Source organism: Geodermatophilus sp. DSM 44513, assembly GCF_032460525.1.
In the GTDB taxonomy this organism is placed as follows: Bacteria; Actinomycetota; Actinomycetes; order Mycobacteriales; family Geodermatophilaceae; genus Geodermatophilus.
Map to the genome: position 1 here is coordinate 558457 of NZ_CP135963.1, position 17929 is coordinate 576385.

The 17929-nt window shown below is 75.0% G+C and carries 17 protein-coding genes; 10 read left to right on the top strand and 7 right to left on the bottom strand.

Annotated elements, in window-relative coordinates; all coding sequences use genetic code 11:
• Positions 1-46 precede the first annotated feature (46 nt).
• Positions 47-1231, bottom strand: a complete 1185-nt coding sequence (locus RTG05_RS02650; RefSeq protein ID WP_166527347.1) for a CaiB/BaiF CoA transferase family protein — start codon at positions 1229-1231, stop codon at positions 47-49.
• On the bottom strand, positions 1228-2025 hold the full coding sequence (locus RTG05_RS02655; RefSeq protein WP_208104756.1) for an IclR family transcriptional regulator: 798 nt from the start codon (positions 2023-2025) through the stop codon (positions 1228-1230). The genes RTG05_RS02650 and RTG05_RS02655 overlap by 4 nt, the downstream gene beginning before the upstream one ends.
• A gap of 274 nt (positions 2026-2299) precedes the next feature.
• Between RTG05_RS02655 and RTG05_RS02660 the strand changes: the two genes are divergently transcribed.
• Genes RTG05_RS02660 through RTG05_RS02700 form a run of 9 tightly spaced genes read left to right on the top strand, consistent with a single transcriptional unit; the run spans position 2300 to position 12045 of the window.
• Complete coding sequence (locus tag RTG05_RS02660) at positions 2300-3550, top strand: ABC transporter substrate-binding protein (protein ID WP_166527349.1); 1251 nt, start codon at positions 2300-2302, stop codon at positions 3548-3550.
• On the top strand, positions 3547-4602 hold the full coding sequence (locus RTG05_RS02665; protein ID WP_166527350.1) for a branched-chain amino acid ABC transporter permease: 1056 nt from the start codon (positions 3547-3549) through the stop codon (positions 4600-4602). Before RTG05_RS02660 ends, RTG05_RS02665 begins: the two co-directional genes overlap by 4 nt.
• The gene (locus tag RTG05_RS02670; protein WP_166527351.1) at positions 4599-5636 is read left to right on the top strand and encodes a branched-chain amino acid ABC transporter permease; all 1038 of its coding nucleotides are present in this window, start codon (positions 4599-4601) and stop codon (positions 5634-5636) included. Before RTG05_RS02665 ends, RTG05_RS02670 begins: the two co-directional genes overlap by 4 nt.
• Positions 5633-6367, top strand: a complete 735-nt coding sequence (locus RTG05_RS02675) for an ABC transporter ATP-binding protein (RefSeq protein WP_166527352.1) — start codon at positions 5633-5635, stop codon at positions 6365-6367. The genes RTG05_RS02670 and RTG05_RS02675 overlap by 4 nt, the downstream gene beginning before the upstream one ends.
• Entirely contained in the window at positions 6354-7055 is a 702-nt protein-coding gene (locus tag RTG05_RS02680; RefSeq protein WP_166527353.1) for an ABC transporter ATP-binding protein, read from the top strand. The genes RTG05_RS02675 and RTG05_RS02680 overlap by 14 nt, the downstream gene beginning before the upstream one ends.
• A 10-nt stretch (positions 7056-7065) precedes the next feature.
• On the top strand, positions 7066-8427 hold the full coding sequence (locus tag RTG05_RS02685; protein WP_166527354.1) for an MmgE/PrpD family protein: 1362 nt from the start codon (positions 7066-7068) through the stop codon (positions 8425-8427).
• Positions 8428-8462: 35 nt separating this feature from the next.
• Positions 8463-9104 (top strand): aspartate/glutamate racemase family protein, encoded by a 642-nt coding sequence (locus tag RTG05_RS02690; RefSeq protein WP_166527355.1) that lies wholly within the window; start codon positions 8463-8465, stop codon positions 9102-9104.
• Positions 9101-10573: an FAD-dependent oxidoreductase gene (locus tag RTG05_RS02695; RefSeq protein ID WP_208104757.1), complete on the top strand. Its 1473-nt coding sequence runs from the start codon at positions 9101-9103 to the stop codon at positions 10571-10573. The genes RTG05_RS02690 and RTG05_RS02695 overlap by 4 nt, the downstream gene beginning before the upstream one ends.
• Positions 10570-12045 (top strand): dihydroorotase, encoded by a 1476-nt coding sequence (locus tag RTG05_RS02700; RefSeq protein WP_166527356.1) that lies wholly within the window; start codon positions 10570-10572, stop codon positions 12043-12045. Before RTG05_RS02695 ends, RTG05_RS02700 begins: the two co-directional genes overlap by 4 nt.
• Before the next feature lie 9 nt (positions 12046-12054).
• Here RTG05_RS02700 and mftD read toward each other — a convergent pair whose 3' ends face one another.
• The 5 genes from mftD to RTG05_RS02725 form a co-directional block, all read right to left on the bottom strand.
• Positions 12055-13224 (bottom strand): pre-mycofactocin synthase MftD, encoded by a 1170-nt coding sequence (mftD, locus tag RTG05_RS02705; RefSeq protein WP_166527357.1) that lies wholly within the window; start codon positions 13222-13224, stop codon positions 12055-12057.
• Between the two features lie 73 nt (positions 13225-13297).
• The gene (locus RTG05_RS02710) at positions 13298-14842 is read right to left on the bottom strand and encodes a precorrin-2 C(20)-methyltransferase (RefSeq protein ID WP_166527358.1); all 1545 of its coding nucleotides are present in this window, start codon (positions 14840-14842) and stop codon (positions 13298-13300) included.
• The gene (locus RTG05_RS02715) at positions 14839-15471 is read right to left on the bottom strand and encodes a precorrin-8X methylmutase (protein ID WP_166527359.1); all 633 of its coding nucleotides are present in this window, start codon (positions 15469-15471) and stop codon (positions 14839-14841) included. Before RTG05_RS02715 ends, RTG05_RS02710 begins: the two co-directional genes overlap by 4 nt.
• Positions 15471-16661: a precorrin-3B synthase gene (gene cobG, locus RTG05_RS02720; RefSeq protein ID WP_166527360.1), complete on the bottom strand. Its 1191-nt coding sequence runs from the start codon at positions 16659-16661 to the stop codon at positions 15471-15473. The genes RTG05_RS02715 and cobG overlap by 1 nt, the downstream gene beginning before the upstream one ends.
• 68 nt (positions 16662-16729) lie before the next feature.
• Positions 16730-17434, bottom strand: coding sequence for a DUF4383 domain-containing protein (locus tag RTG05_RS02725; protein WP_166527361.1), 705 nt, complete (start codon positions 17432-17434; stop codon positions 16730-16732).
• 143 nt (positions 17435-17577) lie between these two features.
• Between RTG05_RS02725 and RTG05_RS02730 the strand changes: the two genes are divergently transcribed.
• On the top strand, positions 17578-17898 hold the full coding sequence (locus RTG05_RS02730) for a tetratricopeptide repeat protein (protein WP_166527362.1): 321 nt from the start codon (positions 17578-17580) through the stop codon (positions 17896-17898).
• Positions 17899-17929 lie beyond the last annotated feature (31 nt).

Genomic DNA, 17929 nt, shown 5'->3' on the forward strand with positions numbered 1-17929 from the left:
TCGTCGGTCGCGTTCGCGGCGCTGCCGTGCTCGTGCGCGAGCTCGCTCACACGGCCCCCTGGCGGCGCAGCTCGGCGACCGCGTCGGCGTCCAGCCCCAGCTCGCCGAGGACCTCCTCGGTGTGCTGGCCGAGGACCGGGCCCGCGGTCCGGATCGTCCCGGGGGTGTCGGACAGCCGGAAGAGCACGTTCTGCATGAGCACCGAGCCCAGTTCGGGGTCCGGGACGCGGACCAGGCTGCCCAGGGCGGCGAACTGCGGGTCGGCCAGCACGTCGCGGACGTCGTAGACGGGGGCCACCGCGGCCTGGGCGTCCTCGAACGCGCGCACCACCTCGTCCCGGTCCCGGTCGGCGATCCACCGGCCGACGGCCTCGTCGAGCTCGTCGGCGTGCTCGGCGCGCTCGGCGCCGGAGGCGAACCACGGCTCGTCGACGAAGTCCGGGCGGCCGACCAGGCGCACCACCCGCTCGGCGATGCTCTGGGCGCTGGTGGAGACGGCGACCCAGCGACCGTCCCTCGTCCGGTAGGTGTTGCGGGGGGCGTTGTTGGCCGAGCGGTTGCCCGTCCGGGGCTGGACCTCACCCAGGGCGTCGTACACCGTCGGCTGGGGGCCCAGCAGGGTCAGGATCGGCTCGATGATGGCCAGGTCGACGACCTGTCCCCGGCCGCTGGCGTCGCGGGCACGCAGGGCGGTCATCGTCGCGAACGCCGCAGCGAGTGCCGAGATGCCGTCGGCCAGGCCGAAGGGCGGCAGCGTGGGCGGGCCGTCGGGTTCCCCGGTGATCGCGGCGAAGCCGCTCATGGCCTCGGCCAGCGTGCCGAACCCCGGCCGCCCGGCGTACGGGCCGAACTGGCCGAAGCCGGTCACCCGGACCAGCACGAGTCCCGGGTTGATCCGGGACAGCTCGTCGTAGCCCAGGCCCCAGCGCTCCAGCGTGCCGGGGCGGAAGTTCTCGATGACGACGTCGGCCGTCGCCACCAGCCGCCGGAAGACGTCCTGGCCCGCGGGGGAGCCGAGGTAGAGGGTGATGCCGCGCTTGTTGCGGCCGACGACCTTGCCCCACAGCCCGACGCCGTCCTTGCTCGCGCCGTGGTGGCGGACCGGGTCCCCCCTCGGGTGCTCGACCTTGACCACGTCGGCACCGAAGTCGCCGAGCATCGTGGCGGCGAGCGGGCCGGCGAACAGGGTGGAGACGTCCAGGACGCGGAGACCGGCGAGGGCTGCGCTCATGCGATGGCCCGTCCTTCCATGGGGGGCAGTCCGCCACGCCAGCCCAGGTCCCGGGAGATGCGGTCGGCGGCGGAGGTGAGGAGGGGGACGAACCGGTCGCAGGACGTGGCGTCGACGCGGGCAGCGGGGCCACACACCGAGATGGAGCCCACGACCGTCCCGTCGACGCCGAAGACGGGCGCGGCCACCGATCCGGCGCCCTCCTGCCGCTCGCCGTCGGACCAGGCGTACCCGCAGGCCCGCACCTCGCGGATCCGCCGGCGCAGCTCGGCGGTGTCCACGACGGTGCGCTCGGTCATCCGGTCCAGCGGACCGGTCAGCACGGCCTCGACCTCGTCGGCCGGCAGGAAGGCGAGGATGCAGGTGCTCGAGCTGCCGGCGTGCAGCGGGAAGCGGCGGCCGAGCTCCACGGTCATCTTGATCTCCTCGGTGCTCTCGACCTGGTCGAGGTACACCCGGCCGCCCGGCACGCACGCGGAGATGGTCGTGGTCTCGCCCGTGCGCTCCTGCAGCTCGCGCAGGACCGGCAGGGCGGTGAGGCGCAGGTCCAGCCCGCGCAGGGCGCGGGCGCCGAGCGCGGCCGCCGACGGCCCGAGGCGGTACCCCCGCGGACCGGGGTCCGGTTCGAGCAGGCCGCGCTGCACCAGGGTCTGCAGGATCCGGTGCACGACGGCCTTGGACAGCCCGAGGTCCCGGGCCAGCGCCGAGACGCCCAGCGAGTCGGGCCCGTCCAGGAAGGCCAGCAGGACGTCGGCCACGCGACCGGCGCCCTCGGTGCCCGCGGTGTCGGCCACGTCCCTCCTCCCGCGAGTCGTCGGCCCCGGGTGCGAGCCGCACCCGGGGTCACGGCACCGTCCGGCGATGGTGATCACCAGGAGCGTTCCGCTCGACGGAACGTACAGCACCGGGTCCATTGCACCACGTCGCGGGCCGTCAGTCAGCCGAAACCGGATCGCAACATCGGAGATTGTGATGTCTGTTGCACCGGAGCGGCACCGATGACACAGTTGATCGCCACAGCCGTTCCGTGTGGAGGAACGCCCGCGCCGTCGAGTCGGGAGAACGATCATGAGGAAGCCCTGGATCATGGCGGTGGCGCTGCCACTGGCGCTCACGGCGTGCGGCGGATCGGCCCCGCCCGGCACGGAGGGCACCGGCCAGGGTGGTGGCGGCGGCGGCGCGGGCGAGACGATCACGATCGGTTCCCTGCACCCGCTCAGTGGAGCGGCCGCGGCCGACGGCCAGCAGATGGACAACGGTGCCCAGTTGGCCGTCGACGCCATCAACGAGGCCGGGGGCATCGAGTCCCTCGGCGGTGCCCAGCTCGAGCTCGCCAGCGCCGACACCCAGGGCGCCCCGGAGGTCGGGCAGAGCGAGGCCCAGCGACTCATCCAGGAGGGCGCCGTCGCGCTGGTCGGCACCTACCAGAGCGCGGTCAGCCAGAACGTCGCCGCGGTGGCCGAGCGCAACTCGGTGCCGTTCGTCATCGACGTGTCCAGCGCCGACCAGATCCTCCAGCAGGGCTACCGGTTCACCTTCCGCCTGCAGCCCAGCGCCGCGGTGCTCGGCCAGCGCGGCGCCCAGTACCTCGCCGAGGTCTCCGAGAACGCCGGACAGCCGGCGCAGCGGGTGGCGGTCCTGCACGAGCAGGGGCCGTTCGGCACGGCGATCACCGCCAGCTTCACCGAGGAGGCCCAGAGCGCCGGCATGGAGGTCGGGCCGGTCATCAGCTACGACCCGGCCAGCGTCTCGGACTTCACCACGCAGATCACCACCATCCGGGAGGCCGGCGCCGACGTCCTCATGGTCGCCGGCTACTACCGGGACGGCGTGCTCGTGGCCAACGCGGTCGACACCGTCCAGCCGGGGCTGGACGCGGTGTGGGGCGTCGCCAACGGCGCGTTCGACACCCCGCAGTTCCCCGGGGAGGTGGGCGAGGCAGGCGAGGGCTTCTTCGACGCTAACTACCGGCTGGACACGACCAACCCCGAGACCCAGGCGCTCGCCGAGCTCTACCAGCAGACCTACGGCGACGAGATCCGCACGGCGGCGGTGCTGTCCTACGACGCGGTCCGGGTCATCGCCGACGCGCTGGAGCGGGCCGGCGACGCGAGCCCGCAGGCGGTGCGCGACGCCATCGCCGAGACCGAGCTCGAGTCCCTCATCGCCCAGGAGGGGCCGATCAGCTTCGACGAGAACGGCGAGAACGCGAACGCGGCCCCGATCCTCATGCAGGTGCTCGAGGGCGCCGTGCGGCAGGTCTACCCGGAGGAGTACGCCGAGACCGAGCCCGTCTACCCGGCCACGCCGGGCCTGTGACGGGCGGGACGACGGCGTCCGGCGCCCCGGCCACGAGCAGGGGCGCCGGTTCCGCCGGGGAGCCGGCCGACGACACACCGGTCGCCGCCGGCCCGCCACGTCGCTCCCGGGCCGCCGCCTGGCGCCGGGTCGCGATCGTCCTCGCGGTCGCGGTACTCGCGCTCGGCCTCGCCTACTGGCGCGCCGGCAACGAGGTGGTCGTCACCCAGGCGGTGCTCACCGGCCTCATGATCGGCGGGGTGTACGGCCTGGTCGCCATGGGCCTGACGCTGATCTTCGGCGTGCTGGACATCGTCAACTTCGCCCACGGCGCGTTCCTGGCCATCGCCCTCTACACCACCGTGGAGATGGTCGGCCGCTTCGACGTCCACCCCTACCTGGCGCTGCTGGTCAGCGTGCCGCTGATGTTCCTGCTGGGTGCCGCGGTCCAGCGCTTCGTCCTGGCCGGGGCCATCGGCCGGCCGCTGGAGAACCAGCTGCTGATCACGCTGGGCATCGCGCTGCTCATCGACAACGGGCTGCTGCTGTTCTTCGGGCCCAACCCCCGGTCGGTGCGGCTGCCCGGTGACAGCGGCGTCCAGGTCCTCGGGGCCGTCGTCACGGTGTCCCGGCTGCTGGCCTTCGCCGTCGCCCTCGTGCTGGCCGCGCTGCTGTACCTGCTGCTGCAGCGCACCCGGCTGGGCACGGCGATCCGGGCGGTGGCGGCCAACGACACGGGCGCCCAGATGGTCGGCATCGACACCCGGCGGATCTACACGGTCACGTTCGCGCTCGGCACCGCGTGCGCCGGGGCGGCCGGCGTGCTGGTCGCACCCCTGGTGACCATCGAACCGACGACCGGCGAGCTGTTCAACATCATCGCGTTCGTCGTCGTCGTCCTCGGGGGGATGGGCAACGTGGTCGGCGCACTGGTCGGCGGGCTGCTCATCGGGCTGACCGAGCAGCTCGGTGCGCTCTACCTGCCGGGGCAGAGCCCGCTGCTGTCGGTCTTCATCGTCTTCGTGCTGGTGCTGTTCCTGCGCCCGCAGGGGCTGTTCGGGAGGAGCGCGTGAGCGCCGCCGTCGACACCGCGCAGGAGCCGCAGGCCGTCCCCGAGCCGGCCTGGGGCCGGCACCTGGTCGCGGTGGGGGTGCTCGCCGTCGTCCTGGCCTTCCTGCCCCTCGTCCTCCCGCCGGCGCAGCAGTCGGTCGCCGTGCGGGTGCTCGTCTTCGCGATCCTGGCGCTGGGCTGGAACATCATGAGCGGCTTCGGCGGGATGTTCAGCTTCGGCCACGCCGCGTACTTCGGCCTGGGCGCCTACGTGAGCGTCTGGTTGCTCGTCGAGCAGGGGATCTCCCCGTGGATCGGCATGCTCGCCGGGATGGCGGTGGCCGCCGCCTTCGCCGTCCTCATCGGCTTCCTCGCGCTGCGCTACCGGCTGAAGGGCGCGTACTTCGCCCTCTCGACGTTCGCCTTCGCCGAGATGCTGCGGCTCTACGCCACCAACAGCGACCTGGTGAACCGGGCCGTGGGGTACAACGTGCCGCTGCGCAGCGAGAGCTCGCTGGCCTACATGCAGTTCGAGCCCGGTGCGGCGAGCTACTTCTGGATCGCCCTGGCGCTCACCGTGCTGGCGCTCGTGACCACGATCGTGTTCCTGCGGTCCCGCACCGGCCGCTTCACCGTCGCCGTCCGGGACGACGAGGACGCCGCCGCCGCCCTGGGCATCCCGGTGATGCGCACCAAGCTGGTCACCATCGCGCTGTCGGCGGCGATCACCTCGGTCGCCGGCACCTTCTACGTCCAGTACTACTTCTTCGTCGACCCGGACGTCGCCTTCGGTTCCAGCGTCAGCATCCAGGCCATCCTGCCGGCCGTGATCGGGGGCGTGGCCACCATCTGGGGCCCGGTCGTCGGGGCGGCGATCCTCGGCCCGCTCAACGACGTCACCGCGACGCTGCTGCGCAACCCGCCGGCGGGCCTGGAGTTCCTGCAGGGCCGGGCCGGGCTGGACGTCATGGTCTACGCGGTGCTGCTCATCCTCATCGTCCTGGTGCTGCCGCAGGGGGTCTACGGGTCGCTGCGGGAGAGGTTCCAGAGGCGATGACGCTGCTGCAGGTCGACGACGTGAGCAAGTCCTTCCGCGGCCTGCGCGCCGTGGACGGGGTCTCCTTCGCCGTCGAGGAGGGCTCGATCCTCGGCATCATCGGGCCCAACGGCGCGGGCAAGACGACGCTGTTCAACTGCGTCGCCGGTGCCCTGGCGCCGGACACCGGCACGGTGCGTCTCGGCGGCGCGGACATCACCGGGGCCCCGCCGCACCGGGTGTCGCGGGCCGGCATGGCGCGGACCTTCCAGCTGATGAAGCCCTTCGCCAGCATGAGCGTGCTGGAGAACGTCGCCGTGGCGTCCATGGCCTCCGGCCAGTCGCGGCGGGCGGCCACCGACCGCGCCGCGGACGTCGTCGAGCGGGTCGGGCTGTCCCGCTGGCGCGACGCCCGCAGCGACGGCCTGCCGACCGCCGGCCTCAAGCGCCTGGAGCTGGCGCGGGCGCTGGCCTCCCGGCCGCGGGTGCTCCTCCTCGACGAGGTGCTGGCCGGCCTGGTGCCCGCCGAGCGCACGCCGGTCATGGAGCTGCTGGAGGCGTTGCGCCGGGACGACGGCGTCACCCTCGTCTTCGTCGAGCACATCATGGCCGCGGTCATGCGGCTGTCGGACTCCGTCCTCGTGCTGGACCAGGGACGGGTGCTGACGGCCGGCTCCCCGCAGGAGGTCACCCGCGACCCCCGGGTGATCGAGGCCTACCTCGGGGAGGAGCCGACCGATGCTGGTCCTTGACGGCCTGTGCGCCGGGTACCACGGCCTGCAGATCCTGCACTCCATCGACCTGCGGGTCGACGCGGGCGAGATCGTGGCGCTCGTCGGCGGCAACGGCGCCGGCAAGACGACGACGCTGCGGGCCATCAGCGGGGTGGTGCGGCCCAGCGCGGGCACCATCACCTTCCGCGACCAGCGCGCCGACGGCGCCCGGACCGCCGAGCTCGTCCGGCGCGGGCTGGTGCAGGTCCCCGAGGAGCGGGCGCTGTTCGGGCCGCTCACCGTGGAGGAGAACCTGCGCATGGGCGCGTGGACCCGCCGGGGCGAGGAGGTGGCGTCCGGCCTGACGGAGGTGTTCGAGCTCTTCCCGATCCTCGCCGAGCGTCGTCGCCAGGCGGCCGAGACGCTCAGCGGCGGGCAGCAGCAGATGCTGGCCATCGGCCGGGCGCTCATGGCCGGGCCGTCGCTGCTCATGCTCGACGAGCCCTCGACCGGCCTGTCGCCGAAGCTCACCTGGGCGGTGCTCGACGCGGTGCGCGCCATCCGCGACCGCGGGGTGGCGGTGCTGCTGGTCGAGCAGAACGCCACCCAGGCGCTGCAGCTGGCCGACCGCGCGTACGTGCTGGAGAGCGGGAGCTGCGTGCTGTCCGGCCCCGGGTCGGAGCTGGCCGAGGACGACCGGGTGCGCGCGGCGTACCTCGGCCTGTGAGGCCGCGGGGATGACCGGCGCGGCGACGAGGGCGACCCCCGGGCGGCAGGACCGGACGCGCGCGGCGACCGCCGCGCTGGGCGCCTGGGCGGCCACCCTGCGCTGGGACGACGTCCCCGCCGACGCCCAGGAGCGCGCCACCCTGGTCCTGCTGGACTCCCTCGGCGTCACCGTCCTCGGCGCACGCCAGCCCGAGCAGCGCGCGCTGGTCGAGGCCTGGCGGCCGGCGGACGGCCCGGCACCGCTGGTCGGCGGTGGCCGGTCGACGACGGTGGAGGCGGCCGCCTGGCTGAACGCCTCCGCGCTGGTGCGCCTGGAGCTCGACGAGGGGCACAAGTACGCCAAGGGCCACCCCGGGGCGCACGCCCTCCACGCCGTCCTCGCGCTCGCCGCCGACCTCGGGTCCAGCGGAGCGGACACCGCCGCGGCCCTGGTCGCCGCCTACGAGGTGGCCGCCCGGTTCGGCCGGGCGACGAGCCTGGCCCCCGGGGCCCACCCGCACGGCAGCTGGGGCACCGCGGGCGCCGCGGCCGGGTGCGCCCGGCTGCTCGGGCTCCCCGCCGACGCGGTGGCCGCCGCGGTCGACACCGGTGCCGGCCTGCCGGTCGCCGGGCACTTCTCCTCGGCGCTGGACGGCAACCCGGTGCGCGACGCCTGGGTGTCGGCGTCCAACGCCTCCGGGCTGGCCGCCGCGCGCATGGCCGCCGCCGGTCTGGCCCGGAACACCGGGACGGCCGCGTCCTCCCTCGGCGGGCTGCTCGGCACCTTCGACCCCGACCGGCTCGCCGACGGTCTCGGCGAGCGCTGGGACGTCCGGCACGGCTACTTCAAGCGCCACGCCTCGTGCTCGTTCACCCACCCCGTGGCCGACGCCGTGCTCGCGCTGCGCCCCGCCCTGTCCGCTGACGTGGACGAGGTGCTCGTCGAGACGCACTCCCTGGGGGCCGGCCTGGACCGCACCACCTGGGACTCCCGCCTGGGTGCCCTGTTCAGCACCCCGTTCGTGGTCGCCGCCGCGCTCGTGCACGGGCACGTCGGTCCGACGGCGTCCGTGGCGGCGGCCCGGGACGACGCCCGGGTGCGTGCCCTCGCGGCCCGGGTGCGGGTGGTGGCCGCGGCCGACCTCGACGCCCGGCTGCCCGACGAGCGGGCCGCGCGGGTCACCCTGCGCAGCGCAGGACGCGAGCACGTGCTGGAGGTCCCCAACCCCGTCGGTGACGCCGACCACCACCCCCTCGGCGAGGCGGAGGTGGTCGCGCTGCTGACCGGCTGGCTGGCCGACGACGACACCGTCGCCGTGGTCCGGGAGGTCGCCACCGAGCTGCCCGCCGCCCCCGACGTCGGCCCCCTGCTCCGCCGGCTCGCGCGATGAGCGCGCCCGCGCCGGCACCGTCCCCGAGGAGTCCCGTGCACGTCTTCGCCGTCACCCCCATCCACGTCCCCCCCGAGGAGCTCGCCCGCCGCCAGGCGCGGTACGACGCCCTGTCGCCGGCCGGTGTCCACGTCCGGCTCCGGGACGTCGGCCCGGACGCACCGCGGGCACTGGACACCGAGCAGCAGGTGCGGGACAGCGAGGGGCTGGTCGCCGCCGCCCTCGAGCAGGCGCCCGACGAGGCCGACGCGCTGATGCCCGACTGCGTGCTCGACCCGGGCGTGGCGGCGCTCGCCGAGCGGCTGGACCGCCCGGTGTTCGGCCTGCTGCGCACCAGCCTCACCTGGAGCGCGCTGGCCGGCAGGCGGGTCGGTGCCGTGACGCGGAACGAGGCGATCGCGGCCGAGCTGCTGCGCCAGGTGCACGGCTACGGCCTCGCCGCCGGGTTCACCGGGGTGGAGACCCTGGACCTCGACGTCGACGCGATCCACCAGGCCGACCGGTGGGCGGCGTCCCTGCAGGCGGTGGTCGGCCGGATGGGCCGGGCGGGGGCGGGTGACCTGGTCAACGGCTGCAGTGCCGTCGACCTGCCGGCGGAGGCGGCCGGCTGGCCGGTGCGGGTGGTCGACCCGACGGCCCTGACCCTGCGACTGGTCGCGGCGGGTGAGGTGCGGTGAGTGACGACGGCGTGGACCTGGTCGTCGCCGGTGCCGGTGGCGGGCTCGCCGGGGCGCTGCGGGCGGCGCAACTGGGCCTGGACGTGCTGGTCGTCGAGGTCAGCGAGCACTTCCGCCGTGGCAACAACACCTCGATGTCCACGGCGATGGTGCCCGGCGCCGGGTCGCGGTTCCAGCGCGAGGCGGGCATCGAGGACTCCCCGGAGCTGTTCGTCGAGGACGTGCTGCGCAAGACCGGCGGGCAGGCCGACCAGCGGCTGGCCCGCGTGCTCGCCGAGGTGAGCGCGCCCCTGGTCGAGTGGCTCGCCGACGACGTGGGGCTGCCCCTGGCGGTGGTGACCGACTTCCACTACCCGGGGCACAGCGTCGACCGCTGTCACACCATCGAGGGCCGGCACGGCACCCTGCTGCTGGACCACCTGCTCGGGCGGGTCAAGCAGGACGGGCGGATCGACCTGCTCGTGCCCGCGCGCCTGGTCGACGTCCGCGTGGACGACGACGGTCGGGTGGCCGCCGCGGTGATCGAGCAGCCCGACGGCACCAGCGAGGAGATCCCGACCCGGGCGGTGCTCCTGGCCACCAACGGCTACGGTGCCGACCGCGACCTGGTGGCCCGCCACCTGCCCGAGATCGCCGGGGCGGTCTACCACGGCAGCGAGGCCTCCCGCGGCGACGCGCTGCGCATCGGTGAGCGGCTGGGCGCGGCCACCGCCTACCTGGACGCCTACCAGGGGCACGGCGCGCTGGCGGCCCGCTCGGCCACCCTGGTCGGCTGGGCCACCGTCATGCACGGCGCGGTGCTGGTCGGGCAGGACGGGCGCCGGTTCGGCAACGAGACCAGCGGCTACTCCGAGTACGCCGCGGTGATCGCCGCCCAGCCGGGGGCCAGCGCCTGGATCGTCCTGGACCGGCGCATCCACGACGCCTGCCAGTCGTTCACCGACTTCCGCCAGACCGTCGAGGGCGGCGCGCTGGTGTGGGCCGACGACGTCCCCGCCCTCGCCGCGGTCACCGGCCTCCCCGCGGAGGCGCTGGCCGAGGAGCTCGCCACCGCCGCGGCGCTGGCCCGCGGCGAGGGGGCGGACCGGTTCGGGCGGACGTCCTTCGAGGCCGAGCTCGTGCCGCCGTACGCGGCGGTCCGGGTGGTGCCGGCGCTGTTCCACACCCAGGGGGGCCTGGTGGTGGACGAGCACGCGCGGGTCACCCGGGACGACGGCACGGTCATCGAGGGCCTGTACGCCTCCGGCGGGGCCGCGGCCGGGATCTCCGGTCACGGCGCGGCCGGCTACCTGGCCGGCAACGGCCTGCTGCCCGCTCTGGGGCTGGCCTACCTGGCCGCCCAGCACGTCGCGGGCGCCCGCACACCCGCCGCCGGCGGGCCCGCCGCCAGCACCACAGCCGCCAGCACCACATCCGCCACCACCACAGCCGCCGCCACGGACCTCGCCACCGAGGAAGGACCCGCATGAGCCGCCTGCAGACCCTGGTCACGAACGTCACCGTCGTCCGCCCCGACGTCCCGGGCGCCGAGGACGGCGAGCAGCTGGACCTGGGCATCACCGACGGCCGGTTCGTCCGGGTGGAGCGGGCCATCCCCGCGGAGGACGCCGAGGTCGTGGTGGACGGCCGGGGCCTGCTGGCCTTCCCGGGCGTCGTCGACGCCCACCAGCACTGGGGCATCTACAACCCGCTGGAGGAGGACACCGCGACCGAGAGCCGGGCCAGCGCGCAGGGCGGCGTCACGACCGGCCTGACCTACATGCGCACCGGGCAGTACTACCTGAACGCCGGCGGGCCCTACCGGGAGTTCTTCCCCCGGGTGCTGGCTGCCTCGGAGGGACGCTCCTACATCGACTACGCCTTCCACCTGGCGCCCATGTCGAGGGAGCACATCGCCGAGATCCCCTCGATCATCGAGGAGTTCGGGGTGACGTCGTTCAAGATCTTCATGTTCTACGGCGGGCACGGGCTGCACGGGGCGTCGTCGGACCAGAGCTCCTTCCTCATGATCCCGCCCGACGAGCGCTACGACCTCGCCCACTTCGAGTTCGTCATGCGCGGCGTGCAGGAGGCGCGCGAGAAGCTGACCGAGCTCGCGCCGCACATCTCGCTGTCGCTGCACTGCGAGACCGCCGAGATCATGACCGCCTACACGAAGCTGGTGCAGGAGCAGGGGTCGCTCTCGGGCCTGGCCGCCTACAGCGCCTCGCGGCCGCCGCACTCGGAGGGCCTGGCGGTCACGATCGCCTCCTTCCTGGCCGACGAGACCGGGCTGCCGAACATCAACCTGCTGCACCTGTCCTCCCGCAAGGCCCTCACCGCGGCCATGCGGATGGCCGCCGTCTTCCCGCACGTCGACTTCCGGCGCGAGGTCACCATCGGCCACCTGCTCGCCGACATCGACACCGCGTCCGGACTGGGCGGCAAGGTCAACCCGCCGCTGCGGCCCCGGGAGGACGTCGAGGCGCTCTGGGAGCACCTGCTCGCCGGCGACCTCGACTGGGTGGTCAGCGACCACGCCTGCTGCAAGGACGAGCAGAAGTTCGGGGACCCCCGGGACGACGTCTTCGCGGCCAAGTCCGGTTTCGGCGGCGCGGAGTACCTGCTGCCCGGCCTGGTCAGCGAGGGCCGGCGCCGCGGCCTGTCCTACCGGCGGATCGCGGAGCTCACCTCGTGGAACCCCGCCCGGCGCTACGGGCTGCCCGCGAAGGGGACGATCGGGGTGGGGTACGACGCCGACTTCTGCCTCGTCGACCCCTCGGCCACCTGGACGGTGCACGCCGACGCCTCGGAGTCCACCCAGGAGTACACGCCGTTCGAGGGGTTCGAGCTCGGCGCCCGGGTGACCGACACCTGGGTGCGGGGCCACCAGGTGCTGCGACGGGGTGTGCTCACCGGCGAGCCCGTCGGCCGCTACCTGCACCGCCCCGGCACCCGCTGACCGGGCGCCTCAGGTCCGGGTGAAGTGCGGCGGCAGGACGACGTCGGAGCGGTCCAGGTCGTGCACGGAGTCCTTGCCCAGCCCGAGCAGCGCCTCGTCGATCCCCTGGCGCAGGATCGACAGCACGTTCTGCACGCCCCGCTCGCCGTTCGCGCCCATGCCCCACAGGTAGGCCCGGCCGACCATCACCGCCCGGGCGCCGAGGGCCATCGCCTTGACCACGTCGCCGCCGCGGCGCACCCCGCCGTCCATGAGCACCTCGACCTGGCCGCCCACCGCGTCGACCACCCCGGGCAGCGAGCGGATCGCCCCCGGCGTGCTGTCCAGGTTGTTGCCGCCGTGGGTGGACACCGAGATCGCGGTGACGCCGGCGTCGACGGCGCGGCGGGCGTCGTCCGGGCGGGTGATCCCCTTGAGCATGAACGGCCCGCCCCACTGCTCCCGCAGCCAGGCGACGTCCTCCCAGGTGGGCAGCGGGGTGCCCATCCACTGGCCGTAGGCGCTGAAGAAGTTCGGCGGCTCCTCGCCGTCCAGCGCCAGGTTCGGCACGCTGAGCTCCGGGATGCCGCCCGAGCGCAGGTAGGTGGCCAGCCAGCGCGGCCTGCGCAGCACCTCGGGGGCGAACTTGACGGCGTTGCGCAGGTCGATCTTCTCCGGGATCGGCGGGCTGCCCCAGTCGCGGCGGGAGGCGAACGACCAGTCCAGGGTCATGATCAGGCCCTTGGCGCCGGCGGCGCGGGCGCGCTCGGCCCGGGCGAGGATCGTCTCCCGGGACCCCACCCAGTACATCTGGAAGAGCAGCTTGGGGCAGGCCGCGCCGACCTCCTCCACCGGCTTGCTGGCGAAGGAGGACAGGCCCATCGCGACGTCCTCGGCCGCGGCCGCGCGGGCCACCGCCACCTCGCCCTCGGGGTGCACGGCCTGCACGCCGGTGGGGGAGACCAGCACCGGCATGGAGACGTCCTGGCCCATCACCGTGGTGGCCGTCTCTCGCTTGGCCGGCAGGTCGGCGACGTGCGGGCGCCAGGCGATCTCGTCGAAGGCGGCCACGTTGTCACCGGCCGTCAGCCCCTTCTCGGTGCCGGCGACCAGCGCCAGGTACACCGACCGCGGCAGCCGCTTCTGCGCCCGGTGCCGGGCCTCCTCGACGGTCTCGAACCAGTCCCGGGTGCTCGCCATGGGGTCCTCCCGCGGTCGGGTCGGCGTGACGTACGCCACTCGACGGTCATCGTGCCAGCCGTGGCACTGAGTGTCAGCTGCCCGGGTGGGTGCGGGGGCTGTAGACGGCGCCGGCGCGGCTCACCCGCGTCTGGGAGGACCCGACCAGCACGCAGCAGCGCATGTCGACGGTCTCCGGGTCCAGCTCGCCGAGGGTGGTCACCCGGATGCTCTCCTCCGGGCCGCCGACGTCGCGCCCGACGACGACCACCGTGTCGGGCTTGCGGCCCTCCAGCAGCACCGCCTGCGCGTGCGCCAGCTGGTGCGGCCGGGCCCGCGACCGCGGGTTGTAGAGCGCGAGCACCAGGTCGGCGGCCGACGTGTGCCGCAGCCGTTCGACGACGACGTCCCACGGCTTGCGGACGTCGGAGAGGCTGACCACCGCGAAGTCGTGACCCAGCGGCGCACCGACCCGGGCCGCGACCGCCTGCGCCGCGGTGAGCCCGGGCAGCACCCGCACCGGGACGCCGGCGTGCTCGGGCCGCTCGGCGACCTCCAGCACCGCGGCGGCCATGGCGAAGACGCCGGGGTCACCGCTGGAGACCACGGCGACCCGGCGTCCGGACCGGGCCAGCTCCAGGGCGTGGGCGGCGCGCTCGGCCTCCACCCGGTTGTCGCTGGCGTGGCGGGTCTGCCGCGGGTTGGCCGGCACCCGGTCCAGGTAGGGGCCGTAGCCGACCAGGTCGTCGGCCGCGGCCAGCGCCTCGGCGGCCTCGGGCGTGGTCCAGCAGCGGGCGCCGGGGCCCAGGCCGACCACCACCACCTCGCCCGGGTGCGGTGCGGCGCACGCCTCCGCGGGCACCGGCGCGGGCTCGGTGAGCCGGCTGGGCAGCAGGGCGAGGGAGAAGTAGGGGACGGTGTCCGGGTCGACGTCGGCCAGCGGTGCCGTGCGCTGGCGGTCGGTGCTGGCCCGCTCGACGTAGAGGGCGCGGTCGAGCACCCCGGCGGCGTCGAAGGCGGCCCGCACGTTGCCGAAGGTGCGCCCCAGCTTCATCACGGCGGCCGAGTCGGTGGTGGCCAGCCACTCGGCCAGCTCCTCGGGCGGCAGGGTGCCGGGCAGCACGGTGAGCACCTCGTCGCGCTCCACCAGCGGCCGGCCGACCGCCGCCGCGGCGCCGCTCACGCTGGTCACCCCGGGCACCACCTCGGTCGGGTAGCGGTGCGCCAGCCGCTTGTGCATGTGCATGTAGGAGCCGTAGAAGAACGGGTCGCCCTCGGCGAGCACGACGACGTCGCGGCCGACGTCCAGGTGCGCGGCCAGCCGGGCCGCGGCCGCCTCGTAGAACTCGTCGATCGCACCCTGGTAGCCGCCGGGGTGGTCGGTGGTCTCGGTGGTGACCGGGTAGACCAGCAGCTCCTCGACCTGGCCGGCGCGCAGGTAGGGCGCGGCCACCGACCGGGCCACCGACCGGCCGTGCTGGGCGGCGTGGAAGGCGACGACGTCGGCCGCGGCGATCAGCCGGGCGGCCTTGACGGTGACCAGCTCCGGGTCGCCGGGGCCCAGCCCGACTCCGTAGAGGCGACCGGTGCGTCCGCCGGCCCCGCCAACATCGCGATTTCCGCGGTCGGTCGGGCTCATTCGACGTCGCTCGCGATCGCGTTGACCGCGGCCGCCACGATCGCGCTGCCGCCGCGCCGGCCGCGGACCACCAGGTGCTCCAGGTCGCTGGCGGCCAGTGCGTCCTTGGACTCCACCGCGCCGATGAAGCCGACCGGGATGCCGAGCACCGCGGCGGGGCGGGGTGCTCCGGCGGCGACCATCTCCAGCAGGTGGAACAGGGCGGTCGGCGCGTTGCCGATGGCCACCACGGCGCCGTCCAGCCGGTCGCGCCACAGCTCGAGCGCCGCGGCGGTGCGGGTGGTGCCCAGCTCGGCGGCCAGCGCCGGGGTGCGCGGGTCGTTCAGCGTGCAGACCACGTCGTTGTCCTGCGGCAGCCGCCGGCGGGTGACCCCGGAGGCGACCATCGTCGCGTCGCAGAGCACCGGGGCGCCGGCGTCCAGGGCCGCCCGGGCCCGCGCGACCACGCCGGGGGAGTAGGCGATGTCCTGCACCAGGTCGACCTGGCCGCAGGCGTGCACCATCCGGACCGCCACACGGGCGACGTCCTCGGGCAGTCCGGCCAGGTCGCTCTCGGCGCGGATGGTGGCGAAGGAGCGTCGGTAGATCTCCGCGCCGTCCCTCTCGTACTCGTACTCGTACGCGTGCATCAGGCCTCTCCGATGAGGTAGCCGGTCCCGGTCGCGACCACGTCGACGACCTCTCCCCGCGGCCGGCCGCAGCGGCGCGCGCACCCGGCCCAGTGCTGACGGGCTCCGCCGGCCGGCAGCGCGCCGGTCGCCACGGCGCGGGCCGCGTCGGCGCGGACGTCGGCCAGCGACTTGGCGCACCCGGGCCGCCCCGCGCAGGCGGTCACCCGCGTCCACGGGCTCTCCGCGTCGAACACCACGCCGGTGCGGTGCAGCGCGACCGCGACGTCGTCGACGGCGTCCTCGGCCAGGTCGGGGACGACGACGCTGCGCCACGGCGTCAGCTGGACCTCCGCGGTGACGCGGGCCAGCAGGTCGGCCTGGTCCGCGGACAGCCGCCCCAGCGGGACGACGCCGACGAGGGCCACCCGCCCGTCGTCCTGCACCGCCGACCCGACCGGCCCGGGGACCCCCGCGCGCGGGAGGCCGTCCGCGGGGACCTCCGCGCGCCGGAGGCCGCCCGCAGCGGTCAGGTCCAGCCGGGCGGCGACACGGGTCGGGCCCTCGTTGAGCTCGGCCAGCCGCCAGGCGGTGCCGCCCTGCGCCCCGCGCTCGTCCAGGAAGGCGCGGGTGGCGGCCAGCGCGAGCGCCACGGCCCGGTCAGGGGTGGCCCGCAGCCCGCTGTCGGCGCCGGCCAGGGTGAGCGCGACCGTCTCGGGGGACAGGGCGAGCAGCCCGACGTCCCCGCCGAGACCGGTGACGTCGCCGCGGCCGTCGTCCAGCGTGGCCAGGTACCGGCCGGGCAGCGCGGCCAGGGCCGGGTCGCCGCACAGCGCGGCGTCCAGCCCTCGCACCCACGGGCGGGCGTCGAGGTGCCCGCCGGTCCGCCCGGTGAGCGCGCTGGCCAGCACGTTGCGCACCCGCTCGTGGGTGGCACTGGGCAGCAGGCCCGTGGCGGCGAGCCGGTCGCCGAGGTCGGCCTCCGCCTCGGGGGCCAGCCCGCGCAGCTGCACGTTGCCCCGGCTGGTCAGCTCCAGCGCCCCGTCGCCGAGGGCCCGGGCCGCGGCGGCCAGGGCGCGCAGCTTGGCAGCGGTGAGCAGGCCGCCGGGCACCCGCACCCGCGCCAGGGCGCCGTCCGCGGCCGGGTGCGTCTGCAGCGCACCCGGGCAGGCGTCGGCGCCGGCGCGGGCGGCGGCGGGGGTGGCGGTCATGGCGCAGGCGAGGGTACTGACGCGCCGTCCCGCCGGCGTCGGTGGCCGGACCGACGCCCGCGGGTGGCTCAGCGCAACTCGCGCCCGGCCTCGTCGAAGGACATCCACACCCGGCGGCGCTCGGCGCGGCTGTGCACCTGGGCCATCGCGGCCACCCGGCGGCGCTGGTCGTTGGTGGCGACGTGCTGGACGACGGCCACCTCCGCGTCGCGCATGGCCTTCTCCGCGGCGACCTCCTCCGGGGTGGACGGGAGGTCGCTGGTCAGGTCGATCTCCTCCTCGCCGGTGCCGGGCCGGGCGTAGGGGCTGTCCGGCGGCAGGTTGGCGCTGAACCGGCCGTAGGCGCCGAGGACGAGCAGCAGCAGGCCGGCGACGACGGAGAAGACGACGTTGGGGAACTCGAAGGCGAGGATGTTGAAGCTGGTGCGCAGCACGGCCAGGTTGAGCAGCGCCGACAGCAGGAACAGCGCCCCCACCACGATCATCACGTTCGAGGCGATCCGCGGGCCGCGGGCCGCGGCGACGAAGAGCACCACGGCGGTGACCACGGAGATGGTCGACAGCAGACCGTTGGAGGACAGGCCGAGGACGTCCTCGCCCTCGGTGGAGAAGAAGGCCAGCTGGTTGGCGAAGCCGAGCAGGCCGAAGACCAGGATCACCAGGCCGACGACGATGGCGCCGATGCGCTGGACCACGGGGACGCGGGCGCCGAGCGACGGCGGCTGGCCCGGGTCGGTCGCCGTCCGCTGTCGGGACTGGGGACGCAGCTTCATGGGTGCTCCCTCGGAGGTGGTCGGTGACACCCGCTCTTCGACGGGGCGGCTGTCGCTGGATGCACTACAACGATGCCTCTGGAACGGTGTCTCCCGCGAGCCGGACCGGGAAGCCGGGGACAGCTGCCCCGGTTGTCCCCAGCATGACGCAGCGCGACCTCCACTCGGACTTCCTGAGCGCGGACCTGTACCTCGCCGTCGGTCAGCCGATCGAGGCGGCGCGCCTGCTGGAGCCGGTCGTGGCCGCCGAGCCGGCCAACGGGGCGGCGCTGGAGCTGCTGGCCCGCGCCTACTTCGGCTCCGCGCAGCTGGCGCGCGCCGAGGAGGCGCTGACCCGGCTGGTGGCGATGGCCCCCGCCGACGGCTGGGCCCGCCGGGCGCTGGCCCGCACCCTGGAGCGGCAGAGCCGGGCCGGCGAGGCGGTGGCCCACCACCGGGTCGCCGACGCCCTCGGCGCCGCCTGAGGGGCCCCCGCAGGGCTGACGGCACAGGCCG